This is a genomic window from Bacillus sp. FSL R12-0074 (genome assembly GCF_038005725.1).
Classification (GTDB): domain Bacteria; phylum Bacillota; class Bacilli; order Bacillales; family Bacillaceae_G; genus Bacillus_A; species Bacillus_A mycoides.
Genome location: NZ_JBBOTR010000001.1, coordinates 104,328 through 124,834, shown reverse-complemented (window position 1 = coordinate 124,834; position 20,507 = coordinate 104,328). Strand labels below are relative to the sequence as shown.

At 39.6% G+C, this 20,507-nt stretch carries 20 protein-coding genes and 2 other annotated features (1 of these 22 only partly in view); all 20 genes read right to left on the bottom strand.

Going from position 1 to position 20,507, the window contains the following annotated elements:
* Positions 1 to 92 precede the first annotated feature (92 nt).
* Positions 93 to 2,171, bottom strand: coding sequence for an elongation factor G (fusA, locus tag NSS97_RS00655; RefSeq protein WP_002113318.1), 2,079 nt, complete (start codon positions 2,169 to 2,171; stop codon positions 93 to 95).
* Positions 2,172 to 2,377: 206 nt separating this feature from the next.
* A complete protein-coding gene (gene rpsG / locus NSS97_RS00650) occupies positions 2,378 to 2,848 on the bottom strand; it encodes a 30S ribosomal protein S7 (protein ID WP_001137492.1) in 471 nt (156 codons plus the stop codon).
* A gap of 29 nt (positions 2,849 to 2,877) precedes the next feature.
* Positions 2,878 to 3,300: a 30S ribosomal protein S12 gene (rpsL, locus tag NSS97_RS00645; protein ID WP_001142341.1), complete on the bottom strand. Its 423-nt coding sequence runs from the start codon at positions 3,298 to 3,300 to the stop codon at positions 2,878 to 2,880.
* 114 nt (positions 3,301 to 3,414) lie between these two features.
* Entirely contained in the window at positions 3,415 to 3,663 is a 249-nt protein-coding gene (locus NSS97_RS00640) for a 50S ribosomal protein L7ae-like protein (RefSeq protein ID WP_000121833.1), read from the bottom strand.
* A 113-nt stretch (positions 3,664 to 3,776) separates the two neighbouring features.
* Positions 3,777 to 7,388 carry a DNA-directed RNA polymerase subunit beta' gene (gene rpoC / locus NSS97_RS00635; protein ID WP_002009783.1) on the bottom strand — a complete coding sequence of 1,204 codons (3,612 nt, stop codon included), beginning with the start codon at positions 7,386 to 7,388 and terminating at the stop codon, positions 3,777 to 3,779.
* 37 nt (positions 7,389 to 7,425) lie between these two features.
* Entirely contained in the window at positions 7,426 to 10,959 is a 3,534-nt protein-coding gene (gene rpoB / locus NSS97_RS00630) for a DNA-directed RNA polymerase subunit beta (protein ID WP_002113316.1), read from the bottom strand.
* A gap of 291 nt (positions 10,960 to 11,250) precedes the next feature.
* Positions 11,251 to 11,850: a class I SAM-dependent methyltransferase gene (locus NSS97_RS00625; protein ID WP_002124684.1), complete on the bottom strand. Its 600-nt coding sequence runs from the start codon at positions 11,848 to 11,850 to the stop codon at positions 11,251 to 11,253.
* 76 nt (positions 11,851 to 11,926) lie between these two features.
* Positions 11,927 to 12,286 (bottom strand): 50S ribosomal protein L7/L12, encoded by a 360-nt coding sequence (gene rplL / locus NSS97_RS00620; protein WP_002009788.1) that lies wholly within the window; start codon positions 12,284 to 12,286, stop codon positions 11,927 to 11,929.
* A 67-nt stretch (positions 12,287 to 12,353) separates the two neighbouring features.
* Positions 12,354 to 12,854: a 50S ribosomal protein L10 gene (gene rplJ, locus NSS97_RS00615; protein WP_002009790.1), complete on the bottom strand. Its 501-nt coding sequence runs from the start codon at positions 12,852 to 12,854 to the stop codon at positions 12,354 to 12,356.
* Positions 12,855 to 12,893: 39 nt separating this feature from the next.
* Positions 12,894 to 13,039, bottom strand: a sequence feature (ribosomal protein L10 leader region).
* 49 nt (positions 13,040 to 13,088) lie between these two features.
* Positions 13,089 to 13,781 (bottom strand): 50S ribosomal protein L1, encoded by a 693-nt coding sequence (gene rplA, locus NSS97_RS00610; RefSeq protein WP_002009792.1) that lies wholly within the window; start codon positions 13,779 to 13,781, stop codon positions 13,089 to 13,091.
* Between the two features lie 180 nt (positions 13,782 to 13,961).
* Positions 13,962 to 14,387 carry a 50S ribosomal protein L11 gene (rplK, locus tag NSS97_RS00605; protein ID WP_001085872.1) on the bottom strand — a complete coding sequence of 142 codons (426 nt, stop codon included), beginning with the start codon at positions 14,385 to 14,387 and terminating at the stop codon, positions 13,962 to 13,964.
* 168 nt (positions 14,388 to 14,555) lie between these two features.
* A complete protein-coding gene (gene nusG / locus NSS97_RS00600; RefSeq protein WP_002009795.1) occupies positions 14,556 to 15,089 on the bottom strand; it encodes a transcription termination/antitermination protein NusG in 534 nt (177 codons plus the stop codon).
* 131 nt (positions 15,090 to 15,220) lie between these two features.
* Positions 15,221 to 15,400: a preprotein translocase subunit SecE gene (gene secE, locus NSS97_RS00595; RefSeq protein ID WP_002009797.1), complete on the bottom strand. Its 180-nt coding sequence runs from the start codon at positions 15,398 to 15,400 to the stop codon at positions 15,221 to 15,223.
* A gap of 32 nt (positions 15,401 to 15,432) precedes the next feature.
* Positions 15,433 to 15,579, bottom strand: a complete 147-nt coding sequence (gene rpmG, locus NSS97_RS00590; protein ID WP_012260172.1) for a 50S ribosomal protein L33 — start codon at positions 15,577 to 15,579, stop codon at positions 15,433 to 15,435.
* A gap of 128 nt (positions 15,580 to 15,707) precedes the next feature.
* Positions 15,708 to 16,367, bottom strand: a complete 660-nt coding sequence (locus NSS97_RS00585) for an RNA polymerase sporulation sigma factor SigH (protein WP_002009799.1) — start codon at positions 16,365 to 16,367, stop codon at positions 15,708 to 15,710.
* 67 nt (positions 16,368 to 16,434) lie between these two features.
* Positions 16,435 to 16,947 (bottom strand): NYN domain-containing protein, encoded by a 513-nt coding sequence (locus NSS97_RS00580; RefSeq protein ID WP_002009801.1) that lies wholly within the window; start codon positions 16,945 to 16,947, stop codon positions 16,435 to 16,437.
* A gap of 3 nt (positions 16,948 to 16,950) precedes the next feature.
* Positions 16,951 to 17,694: a 23S rRNA (guanosine(2251)-2'-O)-methyltransferase RlmB gene (gene rlmB, locus NSS97_RS00575; protein WP_002091503.1), complete on the bottom strand. Its 744-nt coding sequence runs from the start codon at positions 17,692 to 17,694 to the stop codon at positions 16,951 to 16,953.
* Positions 17,691 to 18,098, bottom strand: coding sequence for a Mini-ribonuclease 3 (locus NSS97_RS00570; protein WP_002009804.1), 408 nt, complete (start codon positions 18,096 to 18,098; stop codon positions 17,691 to 17,693). Before NSS97_RS00570 ends, rlmB begins: the two co-directional genes overlap by 4 nt.
* 2 nt (positions 18,099 to 18,100) lie before the next feature.
* Positions 18,101 to 19,498 carry a cysteine--tRNA ligase gene (gene cysS, locus NSS97_RS00565; protein WP_002091500.1) on the bottom strand — a complete coding sequence of 466 codons (1,398 nt, stop codon included), beginning with the start codon at positions 19,496 to 19,498 and terminating at the stop codon, positions 18,101 to 18,103.
* Complete coding sequence (gene cysE / locus NSS97_RS00560) at positions 19,479 to 20,144, bottom strand: serine O-acetyltransferase (RefSeq protein WP_002091498.1); 666 nt, start codon at positions 20,142 to 20,144, stop codon at positions 19,479 to 19,481. The genes cysS and cysE overlap by 20 nt, the downstream gene beginning before the upstream one ends.
* Before the next feature lie 137 nt (positions 20,145 to 20,281).
* Positions 20,282 to 20,507 (bottom strand) — a binding site (T-box leader) (it continues 20 nt past the right edge of the window).

The window sequence follows — 20,507 nt, the reverse complement described above, 5'->3', positions numbered from 1 at the left end:
GGTTATTTTATATTTAGACTAGAAAGTGAAACTTGCGTCTCACTTTCTAAGCTTACATAAGTAGTTATACTTGAACAATCGATAAAAATCAATTATTCACCTTTATTTTTTTTAATAATTTCTTCAGAAACAGACTTCGGTACTTCTTCATAATGATCAAATGTCATTGAGAATGTTCCGCGTCCTTGAGTGTTAGAACGTAATGCCGTTGCATAACCGAACATTTCAGAAAGTGGAACCATAGCGCGAACAACTTGAGCGTTACCGCGAGCTTCCATACCTTCTACACGTCCACGACGAGATGTTACGTCGCCCATAATGTCACCCATGTACTCTTCAGGAATTACAACTTCAACTTTCATCATTGGCTCAAGAATTACTGGGCTACATTTAGAAACCGCAGCTTTAAGCGCCATAGATGCAGCGATTTTGAACGCCATCTCAGATGAATCGACATCATGGTAAGATCCGTCAACTAACGCAGCTTTGATGTCAACTAGTGGATAACCAGCTAGTACACCATTTTTAAGTGAGTCTTCAAGACCCGCTCCAACAGCTGGGATGTATTCACGTGGAACTACACCGCCGACGATTTTGTTTTGGAATTCAAAACCTTTACCTTCTTCATTAGGTTCAAACTCAATCCAAACGTGACCGAATTGTCCACGACCACCAGATTGACGAGCGAACTTACCTTCAACTTTCGCAGCAGCGCGGAAAGTCTCACGGTATGCTACCTGAGGAGCACCAACGTTTGCTTCCACTTTGAATTCACGGCGCATACGGTCAACGATGATATCAAGGTGAAGTTCACCCATACCAGCGATGATTGTTTGGCCAGTTTCTTGGTCAGTGTGAGCACGGAATGTTGGATCTTCTTCAGAAAGCTTAGATAATGCTGTACCCATTTTATCTTGGTCAGCTTTAGATTTTGGTTCGATAGCTACAGAGATAACTGGTTCTGGGAATTCCATAGACTCAAGGATAACAAGGCTCTTCTCGTCACAAAGAGTATCACCAGTAGTAGTATCTTTTAAACCTACAGCGGCAGCGATATCACCAGCGTAAACTGTTGAAATCTCTTCACGGCTGTTAGCGTGCATTTGTAGGATACGACCTACACGCTCACGCTTACCTTTAGTTGAGTTTTTCACGTATGATCCAGAGTTTAACACACCAGAGTACACACGGAAGAACGTTAACTTACCAACATAAGGATCAGTCATGATTTTGAATGCTAAAGCTGCGAATGGTTCTTCATCGCTAGACTTACGCTCGATAGCTTCATCTGTATCCGGAAGAGTACCTTTAATAGCAGGTACATCTAATGGAGATGGTAGGTAGTCGATAACTGCGTCTAACAGAATTTGAACACCTTTATTTTTGAATGCAGAACCACAGATTACTGGGAAGAATTCTACAGAAGTTGTAGCCTTACGGATACCAGCTTTAAGCTCTTCTACAGTGATTTCTTCACCTTCTAGGTACTTCATCATCATTTCTTCATCAAGCTCAGCTACCGCTTCAATAAGTTTTCCACGGTATTCTTCAGCTAATTCTTTATGCTCTTCAGGAATTTCGACACGCTCGATGTCTGTTCCTAAATCGTTAGCGTACATGTAAGCACACTCTTCAACAAGGTCAATGATACCATTGAACTCATCTTCAGCACCGATTGGTAACTGAATTGGATGTGCGTTTGCTTGTAAACGATCGTGGATTGTTCCTACAGAGTATAAGAAATCTGCACCAATCTTATCCATTTTGTTAACGAATACGATACGAGGTACACCATAAGTAGTAGCCTGACGCCAAACAGTTTCTGTTTGTGGTTCTACACCAGATTGTGCATCAAGTACTGCTACTGCGCCATCAAGTACGCGTAAAGAACGTTCTACTTCTACTGTGAAATCTACGTGTCCTGGAGTGTCAATGATATTTACACGGTGACCTTTCCATTGTGCTGTAGTTGCAGCAGAAGTAATTGTGATACCACGTTCTTGCTCTTGCTCCATCCAGTCCATCTGAGATGCACCTTCATGAGTTTCACCGATTTTATGAATACGTCCTGTGTAATACAGAATACGCTCAGTTGCTGTTGTTTTACCAGCATCGATGTGAGCCATGATACCAATATTACGAGTGTTTTCTAAAGAGAACTCTCTAGTCATTTGGTGTCTTGCTCCTTCCATATATGGATTGGATTATTTTATTTTAAGTAGCAAAAAAGCCACTTTATATTGTTACATATGCCAGTGTCCAGTACCCTCATTATGTAAAACGAGCGCCCAACGAAAGGGAGAGGCATTCTCCCTCTCCACACTTCCATAAGCGACAAATAAAGCGGTTTATGCTTACATTTATTTTACGTTGAATCCTACCAACGGTAATGAGCAAATGCTTTGTTAGCTTCTGCCATTTTATGAGTGTCTTCACGTTTCTTAACAGATGCACCAGCGTTGTTAGCTGCATCTAAGATTTCGTAAGCTAGACGCTCTTCCATAGTTTTTTCACCACGAAGACGAGCATAGTTTACTAACCAGCGAAGACCTAAAGTTGTACGGCGTTCTGGACGAACCTCAACTGGAACTTGGTAGTTAGCACCACCAACACGACGAGCGCGTACTTCAAGAACAGGCATGATGTTCTTAAGAGCTTGCTCGAATACTTCCATTGGTTCTTTATCTGAACGTTCACGAACGATATCGAAAGCGTTATAAAGAATTGTTTGAGATTTACCTTTTTTACCGTCAACCATCATTTTGTTGATTAGGCGTGTTACAAGTTTAGAATTGTACATTGGATCTGGTAACACGTCACGTTTCGCAACAGGTCCTTTACGAGGCATATTGAGTTCCTCCTTTCATTATAAGTTTATTATTTTTTAGCAGGTTTTGGTCGCTTAGTACCATATTTAGAACGTCCTTGCATACGTTTGTCAACACCAGCTGTATCAAGCGCACCACGAACGATGTGGTAACGTACCCCTGGTAAATCCTTTACTCGACCACCGCGAATTAATACTACGCTATGCTCTTGTAGGTTATGACCGATACCTGGGATGTAAGCTGTAACTTCAATACCGTTTGTTAAACGTACACGAGCGTATTTACGTAACGCTGAGTTCGGTTTCTTCGGAGTCATTGTACCAACACGAGTACACACACCACGTTTTTGAGGTGCAGAGATATCAGTTGATTTTTTCTTTAAAGAATTAAAACCTTTGTTTAACGCAGGTGATTTAGACTTCCATACTTTATCAGTACGACCATTTCTCACTAATTGGTTAATAGTAGGCATTTGATTATCCTCCCTTCGCATGTTTGTATGACCACATATCCAGGTGGTTCATTATTAGTTGAAAACAAAGTTTTTGCAAGGAAGAGCAAATGCTCTCTCCTCACAAAAACAGTTTTAACTTATTATTCCTATTGCTGAAGCTCCCACTTGAATCCCCGAAACTTTTCCAAGTTTACGAACTGATTCAACTTTGGTTATGGGTATGTTATGTTGCAAGGCAGTACGAATGATAACATGGGTTAACCGCACATCAGCATCTTCCGCAATAACAACTTCTTTAACTATACCATTTTTGATTGCTTCCAATGTTCGTTTATGACCAACGACTACATTTTCAGCATTTGACACTTTTTGATAAGACATTTAAATATCCTCCAAAGCATCGTTCAGGAGCAACCTTGATTATAGTAACATTTTGTCTCATACAATGTCAACTAGGATCAGCTGTTTTTATACAAAATTTACGACGGAAAATTTTACTGTTCCACATAAACTTCATCGTTTTCTACATTCATGTTATCTTGTGTTGTTTTTACAAGATCCACTTTGCGATAACGATTCATACCTGTTCCAGCAGGAACAAGCTTACCGATAATAACATTCTCTTTCAATCCTAGAAGCTCATCGCGTTTACCCTTAATTGCTGCATCTGTTAGAACACGAGTTGTTTCTTGGAATGACGCTGCAGATAAGAACGAATCTGTCTCAAGTGAAGCTTTTGTAATACCAAGTAGAACCGGTCTAGCCGTTGCTGGTTGTTTACCTTTCAGTAACACCTTCGCATTCGCATCAGTAAACTGATGGATATCTAGTAATGTTCCTGGTAATACATCTGTTTCACCCGCATCACTTACACGAACTTTACGTAGCATTTGACGTACCATTACTTCTACGTGTTTGTCACCAATTTCTACCCCTTGCATACGGTATACTTTTTGAACTTCACGTAATAAGTATTCTTGAACTGCTGTAATGTCCGTTACTTTTAGTAATTCCTTCGGATCAATAGAACCTTCTGTTAACTCTTTACCGTGGCTAATTGGCTGTCCTAGAGTTACTTTCAGACGAGCACCGTAAGGAATAGCATACGTACGAGCTTCAACTTCACCCTGTACAACTACTTCTTGGCGATCTTTAACATCGTTGATCGCTGCGATAACACCGTCAATTTCACTGATAACTGCCTGACCCTTCGGATTACGAGCTTCGAAGATCTCTTGGATACGAGGTAAACCTTGTGTGATATCATCCCCGGCAACCCCACCTGTATGGAACGTACGCATCGTTAACTGTGTACCTGGCTCACCGATAGATTGAGCTGCGATAATACCTACCGCTTCTCCTACTTCTACGTCTGTACCAGTTGCTAAGTTACGACCGTAACACTTCTTACATACACCATGGCGAGTATTACACGTAAACGCTGAACGAATGTTTACAGTTTCAACACCCGACTTTTCAACGATATGAGCAATATCTTCAGTAATTAATTGATTTTCAACAACTAATACTTCACCTGTTTCAGGATGTTTTACAGTTTTTCTTGCAAAACGTCCAACAAGACGATCATATAGTGACTCAATAACTTCATTACCCTCTTTAATCGCACCAATTAGTAAACCGCGATCTGTTCCACAATCATCTTGACGAACAATTACATCTTGTGCAACGTCTACAAGACGACGTGTTAAGTAACCAGAATCGGCAGTTTTAAGTGCTGTATCGGCAAGACCTTTACGCGCACCATGCGTAGAGATGAAGTACTCAAGTACTGTTAAACCTTCACGGAAACTCGATTTGATCGGAAGCTCAATGATACGACCAGATGGATTGGCCATCAGACCACGCATACCAGCAAGCTGAGTAAAGTTCGATGCATTACCACGGGCACCGGAATCACTCATCATGAAGATTGGGTTGCGTTTATTCAAGGATTTCATCAGCTTTCCTTGGATAACATCTTTTGCATTACTCCAAATAGAGATAACGCGATCGTAACGTTCTTCTTCCGTGATTAAACCGCGACGGAATTGTTTAATTACATTATCTACTTTTGCTTGTGCTTCATGGAGAATTTCATCTTTTTCACCTAATACAAGAATATCTGATACCCCAACTGTAATACCAGCTTTTGTAGAGTATTTAAATCCTAAGTTTTTCATACGGTCAAGCATGCGAGACGTTTCTGTAATTTGGAAACGTTTGAATACTTCCGCAATAATATTACCAAGGATTTTCTTGCTAAATGGTGCCACTTCTTCGCGACTAGCAATAATTTCTTTAATGTTCGCACCTTTTTCAACGAAATATTCCGCTGGTGTTTCTTTTTCAAGGTTTGAGTTTGTTGGTTCATTAATATAAGGGAACGACTCTGGTAAGATTTCGTTAAATATTAATTTACCAACTGTTGTTAATAGAAGCTTACTCTTTTGCTCTTCAGTAAACGTTACATTATTTACCGAACTCGCAGCAACTGCAACACGTGTGTGCAGATGTACATATCCATTTTGGTATGCAAGTATTGCTTCGTTTGCATCTTTGAAGACCATACCTTCACCGATTGCACCCTCGCGCTCAAGTGTTAAGTAATAGTTACCTAATACCATATCCTGAGATGGAGTAACAACTGGTTTTCCGTCTTTTGGATTCAAGATGTTTTGTGCCGCTAACATAAGGATACGAGCTTCTGCTTGTGCCTCTGATGATAACGGAACGTGAACCGCCATTTGGTCACCGTCAAAGTCCGCGTTGTATGCAGTACATACAAGTGGGTGAAGACGGATTGCACGACCTTCTACTAGTGTAGGTTCAAACGCCTGGATACCAAGACGGTGAAGTGTTGGTGCGCGGTTTAGAAGTACTGGATGCTCTTTGATCACAGATTCTAAAACGTCCCAAACTTCAGGGTGTACACGCTCGATTTTACGTTTAGCACTCTTAATGTTGTGTGCTAATCCTTTTCCAACTAACTCTTTCATAACGAAAGGTTTAAACAATTCAAGTGCCATTTCTTTCGGCAATCCACATTGGTACATCTTTAAGTTCGGTCCTACAACGATTACGGAACGGCCAGAGTAGTCAACACGTTTACCTAATAAGTTTTGACGGAAACGTCCTTGTTTACCTTTAAGCATGTGAGATAGTGATTTTAATGGACGGTTACCTGGTCCAGTAACTGGACGGCCACGGCGACCATTATCGATTAATGCGTCTACAGCTTCTTGTAACATACGTTTTTCGTTTTGAACGATAATGCTTGGTGCACCTAAGTCCAATAGACGTTTTAAACGGTTGTTACGGTTAATTACACGACGATATAAGTCGTTTAAGTCAGAAGTAGCAAAACGTCCACCATCTAACTGTACCATCGGGCGTAGTTCTGGTGGGATAACTGGAAGAACCTCTAAGATCATCCAAGATGGGTGATTTCCAGAGTTACGGAATGCTTCTAATACTTCTAGACGTTTAATAGCACGAGTACGGCGTTGTCCTTGTGCTGTTTTTAATTCTTCTTTTAAGAAGTCTACTTCTTTATCTAAATCGATGTCTTGCAGTAATTTTTTAATCGCTTCTGCACCCATAGCAGCATGGAATGTACTGCCATATCGATCACGATATGCACGGTATTCTTTTTCAGAAAGTAATTGCTTCTTATCAAGTGGTGTATCTCCACTTTCTGTTACAACATAAGAAGCGAAATAAATTACTTCTTCAAGCGCGCGAGGGGACATGTCTAAGACAAGTCCCATGCGGCTCGGGATACCTTTGAAATACCAAATATGAGATACAGGAGCAGCTAATTCGATATGACCCATACGTTCACGACGAACTTTTGCACGCGTTACTTCAACGCCACATCGATCACAAACTACACCTTTATAACGTACACGTTTATATTTCCCGCAATGACATTCCCAGTCCTTTTGTGGTCCGAAAATACGCTCACAGAACAAGCCATCTTTTTCAGGCTTTAACGTACGATAGTTAATTGTTTCTGGTTTCTTAACTTCACCGTATGACCAAGAACGAATCTTGTCAGGTGAAGCAAGTCCAATCTTCATATATTCAAAGTTATTTACATCTATCAAGGGGCCTACCTCCCTTTTAGTCTACAGGTTATCCCAATTATTCCTTAGTTGTCTCAACTTCAACATTCAATTTATCTGCTGATTGATGATCATCGTCATCTTCCGTATCACGCATTTCAATTTCTGTATCGTTGATAGACATCATTTTAACATCCATACCTAAACTTTGCAGTTCTTTAATCAATACTTTGAATGATTCAGGAACGCCTGGTTCTGGAACATTTTCACCTTTAACAATTGCTTCATACGTCTTAACACGTCCAATAACATCATCAGACTTCACTGTTAAGATTTCTTGAAGAGTATAAGCAGCACCATAAGCTTCAAGTGCCCAAACCTCCATCTCACCGAAACGCTGTCCACCGAACTGAGCTTTACCTCCAAGAGGTTGCTGCGTTACAAGTGAGTATGGTCCAGTAGAACGAGCATGAAGTTTATCGTCAACCATGTGCGCAAGTTTGATCATATACATGACACCAACAGATACACGGTTATCGAATGGCTCACCAGTACGTCCGTCATACAGGATTGTTTTCGCGTCATTTGCCATACCAGCTTCTTCAATTGTGCCCCATACATCTTCCTCACGAGCACCATCGAATACCGGTGTTGCAATGTGAATACCAAGGTATCTTGCTGCCATACCAAGATGAAGCTCTAATACCTGACCGATATTCATACGAGATGGTACCCCTAATGGGTTTAACATGATATCGATTGGCGTACCATCTGGTAAGTAAGGCATATCTTCTTCCGGTAAAATACGGGAGATAACACCTTTGTTACCATGACGACCGGCCATTTTGTCACCTTCAGAAATTTTACGCTTTTGAACGATATATGCACGTACAAGTTGATTCACGCCTGGTGGCAATTCATCGCCATCTTCACGGTTAAACACTTTTACGTCTAAGATAATACCGCCACCACCGTGTGGTACACGTAGTGATGTATCACGTACTTCACGTGCTTTTTCACCGAAGATCGCATGTAATAGACGTTCTTCTGCCGTTAATTCTGTTACACCTTTTGGCGTTACTTTACCAACAAGTAGATCTCCATCTTTTACTTCAGCACCGACGCGAATAATACCGCGCTCGTCAAGATTACGAAGTGCATCTTCTCCAACATTCGGGATATCACGTGTAATTTCTTCTGGTCCAAGCTTCGTATCACGAGCTTCTGATTCATATTCTTCAATATGGATAGAAGTGTACACATCATCTTTTACAAGGCGCTCACTCATGATGATCGCATCCTCATAGTTATAACCGTCCCATGTCATAAAGCCAACAAGCACGTTACGTCCAAGCGCCAGTTCACCTAGTTCCATAGAAGGACCATCCGCAAGGATTTCACCTTTTACAACTTGGTCTCCAACACTTACGATTGGACGTTGGTTGTAGCAAGTTCCTTGGTTAGAACGAATGAATTTTTGCATTTTGTAGCGATCTAAGTCGCCTTTTACTGTTTGACCGTCAACGTCTACATAGCGACGTACCCAAACTTCACGTGCTTCTACGCGCTCAACAACACCAGGCTGTTTACAGATTACTGCAGCACCTGAATCTTTTGCTGATACGTACTCCATACCTGTACCTACAATCGGAGATTCCGGATTTATTAACGGAACCGCCTGACGTTGCATGTTCGCTCCCATAAGTGCGCGGTTAGAGTCATCGTTTTCTAAGAACGGAATACAAGCTGTCGCTGCCGACACTACTTGTTTTGGAGATACATCCATGTAGTCGATGCGTTCTTTATTTGTGACAATGTTTTCACCACGGAAACGAGCTACGATATCTTCATCAAGGAATTCCCCTACTTCAGATAATTTCATATTCGCTTGGGCTACAACATAGTTATCTTCTTCATCTGCTGTTAAATAATCAACCTGCCCTGTTACAAGACCAGTTTCTGGGTCAACACGACGGTATGGCGTTTCAATGAAACCAAACTCATTTACTTTCGCAAACGAAGATAATGAGTTAATCAAACCGATGTTTGGTCCCTCTGGTGTTTCAATTGGACACATACGACCATAGTGAGAGTAGTGAACGTCACGTACTTCAAAGCCTGCGCGCTCACGCGTTAAACCACCGGGTCCTAATGCAGATAGTCTTCGTTTGTGAGTTAACTCTGCTAATGGGTTTGTTTGATCCATGAACTGAGATAACTGAGAACTTCCGAAGAACTCTTTAATAGATGCAATAACCGGGCGAATGTTAATTAACGCTTGTGGTGTAATTGCATTTGTATCTTGAATCGACATTCTCTCACGAACAACACGTTCCATACGAGAAAGACCGATACGGAATTGGTTTTGTAGTAACTCTCCTACAGAACGCAGACGACGATTTCCTAAGTGGTCAATATCATCTGTATCCCCTACTTTATATAGCAAGTTAAAGAAGTAGCTAATAGAAGCAAGAATATCACCTGGTGTGATGTGTTTTATATCACGAGTAATATTTGCATTCCCAATTACGTTTATAGATCGTTCGCCTTCTGATTCTGGAGCATAAATCTTAATAGATTGCAGCTCAACATCGCCTGCTACCACTCCACCCATTGGTTTCGCTGTTTTGAATCCAATGTTTTTCTCTAAGTAAGGTAGAATGCGATCCAGTGTACGACGATCTAAGACTGTTCCTTCTGCCGCTAAAATTTCACCAGTTTCTGGATCCACCAGTGTTTCAGCTAAACGTTGGTTAAACAATCTGTTTTTAATGTGTAGCTTTTTGTTGATCTTATAGCGACCTACATTTGCTAAATCGTAGCGCTTCGGATCAAAGAAACGAGACACAAGTAAGCTCTTTGCATTTTCTACTGTTGGTGGTTCACCAGGGCGTAGACGCTCATAAATTTCAAGCAATGCCTTCTCAGTGCTATCTGTGTTGTCTTTTTCTAACGTATTGCTTAAGTATTCGTTATCACCTAAAAGCTCGGTGATTTCTTGATCAGAGCCAAACCCTAATGCGCGTAACAAAACAGTTACAGGAAGTTTACGCGTACGGTCAATACGCACATATACAACATCCTTAGCATCTGTTTCATACTCTAACCAAGCTCCGCGGTTTGGAATTACAGTAGCAGTAAAACCACGTTTTCCGTTTTTATCCACTTTGCCACTATAGTATACGCTTGGAGAGCGAACTAACTGGGAAACGATAACACGTTCTGCACCGTTAATTACGAATGTTCCAGTCTCTGTCATGAGTGGGAAATCTCCCATGAACACATCTTGTTCTTTTACTTCACCAGTTTCCTTGTTGATTAGACGCACTTTTACACGAAGTGGTGCTGCATACGTCACATCACGCTCTTTGCATTCTTCTACAGAGTATTTAGGTTCACCCAAGCTGTAGTCGATAAATTCAAGCGATAGATTTCCCGTAAAGTCTTCGATCGGAGAAATGTCTTGGAACATTTCTCGCAAACCCTCATCAAGAAACCACTGATAAGAAGAGGTTTGAATTTCGATAAGATTTGGTAACTCTAATACTTCACTAATACGGGCATAACTTCTTCGTTGGCGGTGGCGTCCGTATTGAACTAGTTGACCTGTCAACTGCTTCACCCCTCAAATCATGAGTATTATAAATGCACAAAAAAATTTGTGCAAAATCACAAATAAATACAACTACTGCTATTAGCGTAGTTTTTTTCTCTTAAAGATAGATACGTTGAGTCTTTCTACCTGCTCAAAAAAGAAAAATGGCTTCTATAAGAAAACCATCATTCTGTTTCATAATCTGCTGATTTTACTATCTTTTCCAAGAGAAGCAAAAATATACATCTTTCTCAACGCAGAAAATCATATATTGGCATTGTATAATGTTAACATAGCCAAAAATAACCGTCAACGCTTTTTTGATTTTATGATATAATATCCTTTTTTCTTTTCTACAACTTCAACTTCAGAAAATACTTCTTCTAGTTTTTTCATCGCAGATGGCGCACCTTGTTTCTTTTGAATAACAATCCACAATTCTCCACCTGAAACTAAATACTCCACAGCCTTTTCTAAAATCTCATGCACGATATCTTTACCAGCACGAATTGGAGGATTAGATAGAATAACAGCATACTTGCCATCTACATTTTCATAGACACTACTTTGCAAAATACGTATATTTTCAATTCTGTTATTAGCGGCATTTTCTTTTGCAAGTCCCAAGGCCCTTTCATTCACATCCACCATGTGAATTTCACGATTTTGAAACTCTTTCGCTAACGACAAACCGATTGGACCGTACCCACACCCTACGTCTAACACATTACCTTTAACATCTGGCATTTGAAACGCTTCAATTAAAAGACGAGAACCAAAGTCCACTTCGTTTTTCGAGAACACCCCATGGTCAGATAAAAAAGTGAATCGAGATTCACGAAGTGTAACTTCCCATCGTTTACGATCACTTTTACTAGAAGGGTCGTTAGAAAAATAATGGTCTGCCATATGGCCACCTCTTTTCTTTACAGTTAAAAAAAAAGCTCGCATAAGAGCGAGCTTTTTTTAAAGCACCAAAAGTTAATTACTTAACTTCTACAGCAGCGCCAACTTCTTCAAGTTTAGCTTTCATTTCTTCAGCTTCCTCTTTAGTAACGCCTTCTTTGATTGCTTTTGGAGTGTTGTCAACTAATTCTTTAGCTTCTTTTAAGCCAAGACCAGTGATTTCACGTACAGCTTTGATAACTTTGATTTTTTGAGCGCCAGCACTTGCAAGTACTACGTCAAATTCAGTTTGCTCAGCAGCAGCTTCACCAGCGCCACCAGCTACAGCTACAGGAGCAGCAGCAGTTACGCCGAATTCTTCCTCGATAGCTTTTACTAAGTCGTTAAGTTCTAATACAGTCATAGATTTAACTGCTTCAATGATTTGTTCTTTAGTCATTGTAAATATCCTCCCTTAAATAGGTTTGTATTGTTTTATAGATAACAAGTAATTATCTTTTAAAAAATTAAGCGCCTTGCTCTTCCTTTTGATCTGCAACTGCTTTAGTAGCAAGTGCAAGGTTACGGATTGGAGCTTGAAGAACGCTAAGAAGCATAGAAAGTAAGCCTTCACGTGATGGAAGAGTAGCGATAGCTTTAACCTCATCAAGTGTTACAAGTTTACCTTCGATTACGCCCGCTTTAATTTCTAAAGCTTCATGATTTTTAGCGAAGTCGTTTAATACTTTCGCAGGAGCAACTACATCCTCGTTACTGAACGCGATTGCGTTTGGTCCTGTTAAGAATTCGTTTAACTCAGCCATTTCAGCAGACTCTGCAGCACGACGAGTTAAAGAGTTTTTGTAAACTTTGAACTCAACGCCAGCTTCACGTAAGTTTTTACGTAATTCTGTTGCTTCAGAAACTGTTAAACCACGGTAGTCAACAACAATTGTAGATTTACTCGCGCGAAGTTTTTCAGCGATTTCAGTTACAACTTGTTGTTTAGTTTCGATTACTTTGCTCATGTTATTACACCTCCTGTAGATTATATAGAAGATGTACCGAAAGTGCACTAAAAACCTCCATGCCCAACTTGTAGACATGGAGGCATATAGTCACAGAAAAAAGATTCCGCTTCGTATATTAACACCTAGGTAGGAAATTAAGTCGAATCGACTCCTACTGTCTACGGTACACTATTAAAATTCACAACATAAATGATTATATTAAAACTTCTTTATGAAGTCAACTTCCAATTTTTACGCAAGTGTAGAAACGTCTACGCGTACGCCAGGTCCCATTGTAGAAGCAACAGTTGCGTTCTTCATGTAAGTACCTTTTGCAGCAGCTGGCTTAGCTTTTTGTAGCGTGTCAGCAATTGTTTTGAAGTTTTCTACTAATTTAGCATCTTCGAAAGATACTTTACCGATTGGAACGTGGATGTTACCAGCTTTATCAACGCGGTATTCAACTTTACCAGCTTTGATTTCGTTAACAGCTTTAGTTACATCGAAAGTAACTGTTCCAGTTTTAGGGTTTGGCATTAAACCTTTAGGTCCTAATACACGACCAAGTTTACCAACTTCACCCATCATGTCAGGAGTTGCTACTACTACATCGAAATCAAACCAACCTTTTTGGATTTTACCGATGTAATCAGCATCGCCTACGAATTCAGCGCCAGCAGCTTCAGCTTCTTTTGCTTTTTCGCCTTTAGCGAATACTAATACACGTTGTACTTTACCAGTACCGTGTGGAAGAACAACTGCACCACGAATTTGTTGGTCAGCTTTCTTAGGGTCAACACCTAAACGGAATGCAGCTTCTACAGTTGCATCAAATTTAGCTGTGTTTGTTTTCTTTACTAATTCTACTGCTTCTGTTGCAGAGTAAGCAGATGCACGATCAACAAGCTTCGCAGCTTCAACGTACTTTTTACCTCTTTTAGCCATGTTTGTTTCCTCCTTGAATGTGGTTTTAGCGGAATAACCTCCCACGTTTACGCCTTCATTCCGGGAACCCCCGAGGATGTGCGCCCATCCATTTATTTAAAAATGATGATCATTTACGATAATAAAGGTTGCGAATTGGAATTCCAGACCCGCAACCTTTTTTACAAAAAACAAATCGAATTAGTCTTCGATAACGATGCCCATACTGCGCGCAGTACCTTCAACCATACGCATTGCAGCTTCTACGCTAGCAGCGTTTAGGTCAGGCATTTTAGTTTCAGCGATTTCGCGTACTTTATCACGCTTAACAGTTGCCACTTTATTACGGTTTGGTTCACCAGAACCAGACTCAATACCAGCTACTTTCTTAAGAAGAACAGCAGCAGGAGGAGTTTTAGTAATGAAAGTGAATGAACGGTCTTCAAATACCGTAATTTCAACAGGGATGATAAGACCAGCTTGATCAGCTGTACGAGCGTTAAACTCTTTACAGAAGCCCATGATGTTAACACCTGCTTGTCCTAATGCTGGACCAACCGGCGGAGCTGGATTAGCTTTACCTGCAGGAATCTGAAGTTTTACCATTTTAATTACCTTTTTAGCCACGAGACACACCTCCTTAAGTCCGTGATGTGGTCAATTGGGCAGTGATTTGCCCTCCCACTTCATATTTTATCATAATGATAAAATCTTTTTCAAAAAACGTCTCCGTTACCGAAGACGTACTGACTTAAAAGATATTATCACTTTTTACAATTCATTTCAAGTTTCATTTTATAATTTTTCAATTTGATGGAAATCAAGTTCAACCGGAGTCTCGCGACCAAACATGTCTACAAGCACGCTAACTTTTTTCTTTTCCACATCAATTTCTTCAATCGCACCTGTATAATCCGCGAATGGCCCCTCATTTACACGCACTGTTTCATGAAGTTCAAATTCGAAATCAACCACTTCATTGTCCATTCCCATATGCTTCATGATGGTAACAACTTCCTCTTCTAATAGAGGCGATGGTTTAGATCCTGAACCAGAAGAACCGACAAAGCCTGTTACACCTGGCGTATTACGAACAACATACCAAGAATCGTCAGTCATGATTAGTTCTACTAATACGTAACCTGGGAACACTTTTCTTTTCGTTATTTTTTCTTTACCATTTTTCATTTCTACTTCTACTTCTTCCGGGACAACAACACGGAAAATTTTATCTTGCATACCCATTGATTCTACACGTTTCTCTAGGTTTGCTTTTACTTTATTTTCATATCCAGAATAAGTATGGACAACATACCAACTTTTTTCCATTCATTTAGGACGAGCGTCCTTCCCTCCCTGACGTACATTTTTTTGCGCAAATGAAAAAACCCGTTCACCGGGCTTTTACACAGTTCTTATAAATAACATTATATCATGGATAAGTGCTTCTTATTCAAGAATTAACCAAGAATTAACCGAATTAAAGAAGAAATGCCCATATCAACCACTGCGAAGAAAATCGCAAAGAACACAACTGTCGCGATAACAGTCGTTGTTGATCGGAGTAATTCATCTTTTTTAGGCCAACTTACTTTTTTCATTTCGCGACCTACATCGCCGAAAAAGTTCGTTAAACGCATCTACGGGACCTCCAGTTTATTATTTCAATTATTTATTTTGTTTCTTTGTGAACTGTATGCTTATTGCATGTTTTACAAAACTTCTTTATCTCAAGTCGCTCTACTGAGCTCGTATCTTTCATCGTAGAGTAGTTTCGATTTTTACACTCTTCACATGAGAGTACAACTTTTTTCCTCATTAGTTACACCAACCTTGTAACATTGTCCCTAAAAATGTATCATACAACAAAAGACAATGTCAATGTCATGACTTTCACTCTCTTAACAAAAAGAAAACAGGTGAATTATTTTACACCTGCGGCACTTGCTATGAATTTAAAGTTGTGCTCTCTCTCATCTCCATATATCTTTCTAATTTCCTTTTTACACGCTGCAATGCGTTATCAATAGATTTCACGTGCCTGTTTAACTGTTCTGAAATTTCTTGATATGAACGACCATCTAAGTATAAAGAGAGCACTTTTCTTTCTAAATCGCTTAATAATTCAGATATTTTAGATTCTATGTCTGTATATTCTTCCTGACTTATAATCATCTCTTCTGGATCAGTTACTTTCGATTCCGAAATAACATCTAATAATGTTCGATCAGATTCCTCATCGTAAATTGGCTTATCTAAAGACACATACGAATTTAACGGAATATGTTTTTGCCTTGTTGCTGTTTTAATAGCGGTAATAATTTGTCGAGTGATACACAGTTCAGCAAATGCTTTGAACGAAGACAGCTTGTCCCCTTTATAATCACGAATAGCTTTAAACAATCCAATCATGCCTTCTTGAACAATATCTTCTCGATCGGCACCCACTAAGAAATAAGATCTTGATTTCGCGCGAACAAAGTTCTTATATTTGTGAATTAAATATTCTAGAGCGTCAGTATTACCTTTTCGAACTAACTCAACGATTGCCTCATCCTCTAAATCACGAAATGTAACGTCGCCTACACTTACGAAGCCTGCTTCCACCCTGATCCCTCCGACCGCTATATATTTAGCAATATTATACAGTAAAAAGATAAAGAGCGTCAATGCTTCAACGCTCTCCTCTTCTTAATTTTTCTAATTTTTCTGTAATATCTTCACTAAATATCTTTCGCATGGCGGGTTGCTTTTCTTTCGTGTCTTTTGTACACCTTCTTACTTGTTGTTCCATCGCTTGCACTTCTAACTCTAATTCACGCGCAGATTTTCGAAGTGCACCTTGCGCAAATATAATCCATTGCTCCGTATAATCCGAAGTTGCAACGTATATTTGTGTATTTATATTTCTAAGCTCAATCGCAAGTTGTTCTATCTTTTCATCTGCAGTTTGATTTTTTCTCGTGAATATTACTTCCACCCGTGATTGTTTCATCTTTTTTTCAATACCATAGACTGTATAGGCATCAAAGACAATCATTACCTTTGTGCCTGTATAGCCTTGATAATCCGCCATCTTATCAATAAGTGCGTCTCTTGATGACTGTAAATCTACATCCCGCAGTTTCTTCAAGTCTCCCCAAGCCCCGATAATGTTGTAACCGTCAACGATTAAAATATCGTTCATTTTTTATTTACCAATTTCGTGACGTTTACGATATACCTCATACATTAACAAACTTGCGGCTACTGAAGCATTTAAGGATGTAACTTTACCGACCATCGGTAAAGTAATTAGGAAATCACACTTTTCACCAATAATACGACTCATACCTTTTCCTTCACTACCAATTACTAGTCCGATTGGCATATTACCATCTAAATTACGGTAATCTGTTTTCCCTTTGGCATCTGTACCAGCAATCCAAAGTCCACGTTCTTTTAATTCATCAATTGTACGCGATAAATTTGTTACACGTGCAACAGGAATATATTCAATTGCCCCAGTCGACGCTTTCGCAACTGACGCTGTAAGCCCCACCGCTCTTCTTTTTGGAATAATAACCCCATGAGCCCCTGTTGCATCCGCAGTACGCATAATAGAGCCTAAGTTATGTGGGTCTTCAATTTCATCTAAAATTAAGAAGAACGGATCTTCATTGCGTTTTTCTGCTAATTTAAACAAATCCTCTAACTCAGCATATTGATATGCAGCTACTTGAGCAATTACACCTTGATGATTACCCTCAACCAATTGATCTAATTTCTTCTTTGGTGCGTGTTGCAAAATAACCTTATTCTCTTTTGCTAATGCTAGTACAATTTGCACTTGTCCTTTGGCAGCACCTTCCGCTACCAAAATTTTATTAATATCTCGCCCCGCTCTTAAAGCTTCAATTACAGGGTTACGTCCGATAATATATTCACTACTCATGATGATGTGCTCCCTTCCTTTTCTTCCAAAACGTCAATCGCCTTATATACAATCTCGTCCAATCTTTCACGATTATTCAACAAGTGATGATAACCGATTAGCGCTTCAAAGGCTGTACTGTGTCGATATGTTTGTACATCTGTATTTTTTGGAACAGTACCCGAATTCGCATTACGCCCTCTTCTTAATACCGCCTCTTCCTCTTCTGTCAAAAATGCCGTTTCTAATAAATGATAAACAACTTTCGCCTGTGCTTTTGCCGAAACAAAGCCCGTCCCTAAGCGATGTAATTGATTAGGGCGAACTGTCCCCTTTTGAAGGAGGTGATAGCGGATATATTGCTCATATACCGCATCACCCATATATGCTAAAGCTAAGCTGTTCAATTGCTTTGCATCAATCATTCTTATCCTCTTTTCCATCTTGTACCTTGAGCGGTATCTTCTAAAATAATATTACGTCCTTTTAAATCATCGCGAATTTGATCAGATAGTGCGAAGTCACGATTTTGACGAGCTTCAATACGCTTTTGGATTAGTGCTTCAATTTCTTCATCAAGCAACTCTTCTTGCGCTAATTCTAATCCTAAAATACTAAATAATGTTTCAAGTTGTTTTACATACGCTTCAATTACAACTTTAGAAGTATGTTCTTCTAACAAATATTGATTTGCGTGATTTGCTACGTTATATAATTCAGTAATCGCATTAGCCGTATTGAAATCATCATCCATCGCTTCTTCGAATGCAACCTGGAACTTTTCCATTTCAGCTAACCATTTTTCATTATGGTCCGTTAAATCCGTACTACTTTCCATACGATGCTTTAAGTTACCGTAAGCTGTTTTAATTCTTTCTAGTCCATTATTAGTACTTTGCAATAAATCCTCGCTAAAGTTAATTGGGTGACGGTAATGTACCGATAGCATAAAGAACCTGATTAACTGTGGATCATATTGTTTAATGATATCGTGAACTAAAATGAAGTTTCCAAGCGACTTAGACATCTTCTCGTTATTAATATTAATATATCCGTTATGCATCCAATAACGTGCAAATGTTTTTCCTGTCAACGCCTCAGACTGCGCAATTTCATTTTCATGATGAGGAAATGCTAAATCTTGACCACCAGCATGAATATCAATTGTATCCCCTAAATATTTACGCGCCATTGCTGAGCATTCAATATGCCACCCTGGGCGTCCTTTCCCCCAAGGGCTTTCCCAGAAGATTTCTCCTTCTTTCGCAGCTTTCCATAAAGCAAAATCAAGAGGGTCTTGTTTCTTTTCTCCTACTTCAATACGTGCACCGTGACGTAAGTCTGCAATCGGTTGATGTGATAATTTACCGTAACCTTCGAATTCTTTCGTTTTAAAGTACACATCACCTTCTGATTCATATGCATACCCTTTATTCACAAGTTCTTGAATAAATTCAATAATGATATCCATATTTTCCGTTACACGTGGATGAACCGTTGCATGTTTGCAACCTAGTGCCGTTACATCTTCAAAGTAAGCTTCAACAAAACGATCTGCAATTGTTGGCACATCTTCACCTAATTCGTTTGCCGCCTTAATTAATTTATCATCCACGTCAGTAAAGTTAGATACATACTGCACATCATATCCTTTATATTCTAAGTAACGGCGTACTGTATCAAACACCATTGGTGGTCTTGCATTCCCAATGTGAATGTAGTTATACACTGTAGGTCCGCACACATACATCTTTACCTTATTTTCTTCTAATGGCATAAACTCTTCTTTTTGACGCGTTAACGTATTATAAATGTGAATAGTCATTTTTATCCTTCCTTCCTACCTTTACTTCGAGTTGCTTTCTCAATTTATCAAGTTCTACTTCCATAACCTTTAATTTATCAAAAATCGGATCCGGAAGATCAGAATGATTTAATTCTTGACCAATCTTTACTCCATTTTGAATAACGACTCGGCCAGGTATACCTACAACTGTAGAATGCGCAGGAACTTCCTTTAACACGACAGATCCTGCTCCAATTTTAGAATTCTCTCCAATAGTAATAGAACCTAGTACTTTAGCACCTGTTGCAATTAATACATTATCCTGAATTGTAGGGTGCCTCTTTCCTTTTTCTTTACCTGTACCACCTAATGTGACACCTTGATAAATTGTTACGTTTTCGCCAATTTCACACGTTTCTCCAATTACAACCCCCATTCCATGATCAATGAAAAAACGACGACCAATAGTTGCTCCTGGATGAATCTCAATGCCAGTAAAAAAACGACTAACTTGCGAAATCCAACGTGCCATAAAGAAAAAATTCCTTTTATAAAAAGCATGTGCAATTCGATGGGCCCAAACTGCATGTAATCCAGAGTAAGTTAAAATGACTTCGAAATAACTTCTTGCCGCTGGATCCTGTTCAAAAACGACTTCAATATCTTCCCGAAGCCTCTTAAACATCGATGTTCCCTCCCCTTTATGGGCTGCTTTTTTCGAGTGAACTAACTCCCCACTTCCCCCTAAATCTCTATACAAGGGGATAAAACTTATACTCACACCATTTACATGGTATAAAAAAAAGACGCCTCTGTCATATAGACAGAGACGCCTTTTAAGCGCGGTTCCACTCTGTTTAGGCTAAAGAAGCCTCAAACTCATCCATGATAACGGTTTACACCGCTTCTGTTTACTTTGCGCCCTAAGACGTTCCGCGAAATACTTCGCTGTTCAACAGAAGACTCGAAGGGGCATTTCAAAAATCCGCTTATAAACCACTTCCAGCCTAAGGGTGGTTCTCTCTGTAAAAAGCCTGATTTTCTACTT

Bases quoted from the DNA above. Each gene is read 5' to 3' on its own strand.
- fusA (WP_002113318.1), bottom strand. From the start codon at position 2,171: ATGACTAGAGAGTTCTCTTTAGAAAACACTCGTAATATTGGTATCATG.
- rpsG (WP_001137492.1), bottom strand. From the start codon at position 2,848: ATGCCTCGTAAAGGACCTGTTGCGAAACGTGACGTGTTACCAGATCCA.
- rpsL (WP_001142341.1), bottom strand. From the start codon at position 3,300: ATGCCTACTATTAACCAATTAGTGAGAAATGGTCGTACTGATAAAGTA.
- NSS97_RS00640 (WP_000121833.1), bottom strand. From the start codon at position 3,663: ATGTCTTATCAAAAAGTGTCAAATGCTGAAAATGTAGTCGTTGGTCAT.
- NSS97_RS00625 (WP_002124684.1), bottom strand. From the start codon at position 11,850: ATGGCAGACCATTATTTTTCTAACGACCCTTCTAGTAAAAGTGATCGT.
- rplL (WP_002009788.1), bottom strand. From the start codon at position 12,286: ATGACTAAAGAACAAATCATTGAAGCAGTTAAATCTATGACTGTATTA.
- rplJ (WP_002009790.1), bottom strand. From the start codon at position 12,854: ATGAGCAAAGTAATCGAAACTAAACAACAAGTTGTAACTGAAATCGCT.
- rplA (WP_002009792.1), bottom strand. From the start codon at position 13,781: ATGGCTAAAAGAGGTAAAAAGTACGTTGAAGCTGCGAAGCTTGTTGAT.
- nusG (WP_002009795.1), bottom strand. From the start codon at position 15,089: ATGGAAAAAAGTTGGTATGTTGTCCATACTTATTCTGGATATGAAAAT.
- secE (WP_002009797.1), bottom strand. From the start codon at position 15,400: ATGCGTTTAACGAACTTTTTCGGCGATGTAGGTCGCGAAATGAAAAAA.
- rpmG (WP_012260172.1), bottom strand. From the start codon at position 15,579: ATGAGGAAAAAAGTTGTACTCTCATGTGAAGAGTGTAAAAATCGAAAC.
- NSS97_RS00580 (WP_002009801.1), bottom strand. From the start codon at position 16,947: ATGAACGATATTTTAATCGTTGACGGTTACAACATTATCGGGGCTTGG.
- rlmB (WP_002091503.1), bottom strand. From the start codon at position 17,694: ATGAGTAGTGAATATATTATCGGACGTAACCCTGTAATTGAAGCTTTA.
- NSS97_RS00570 (WP_002009804.1), bottom strand. From the start codon at position 18,098: ATGATTGATGCAAAGCAATTGAACAGCTTAGCTTTAGCATATATGGGT.
- cysS (WP_002091500.1), bottom strand. From the start codon at position 19,498: ATGACTATTCACATTTATAATACGTTAACGCGTCAAAAAGAAGAGTTT.
- cysE (WP_002091498.1), bottom strand. From the start codon at position 20,144: ATGTTTAAGAGGCTTCGGGAAGATATTGAAGTCGTTTTTGAACAGGAT.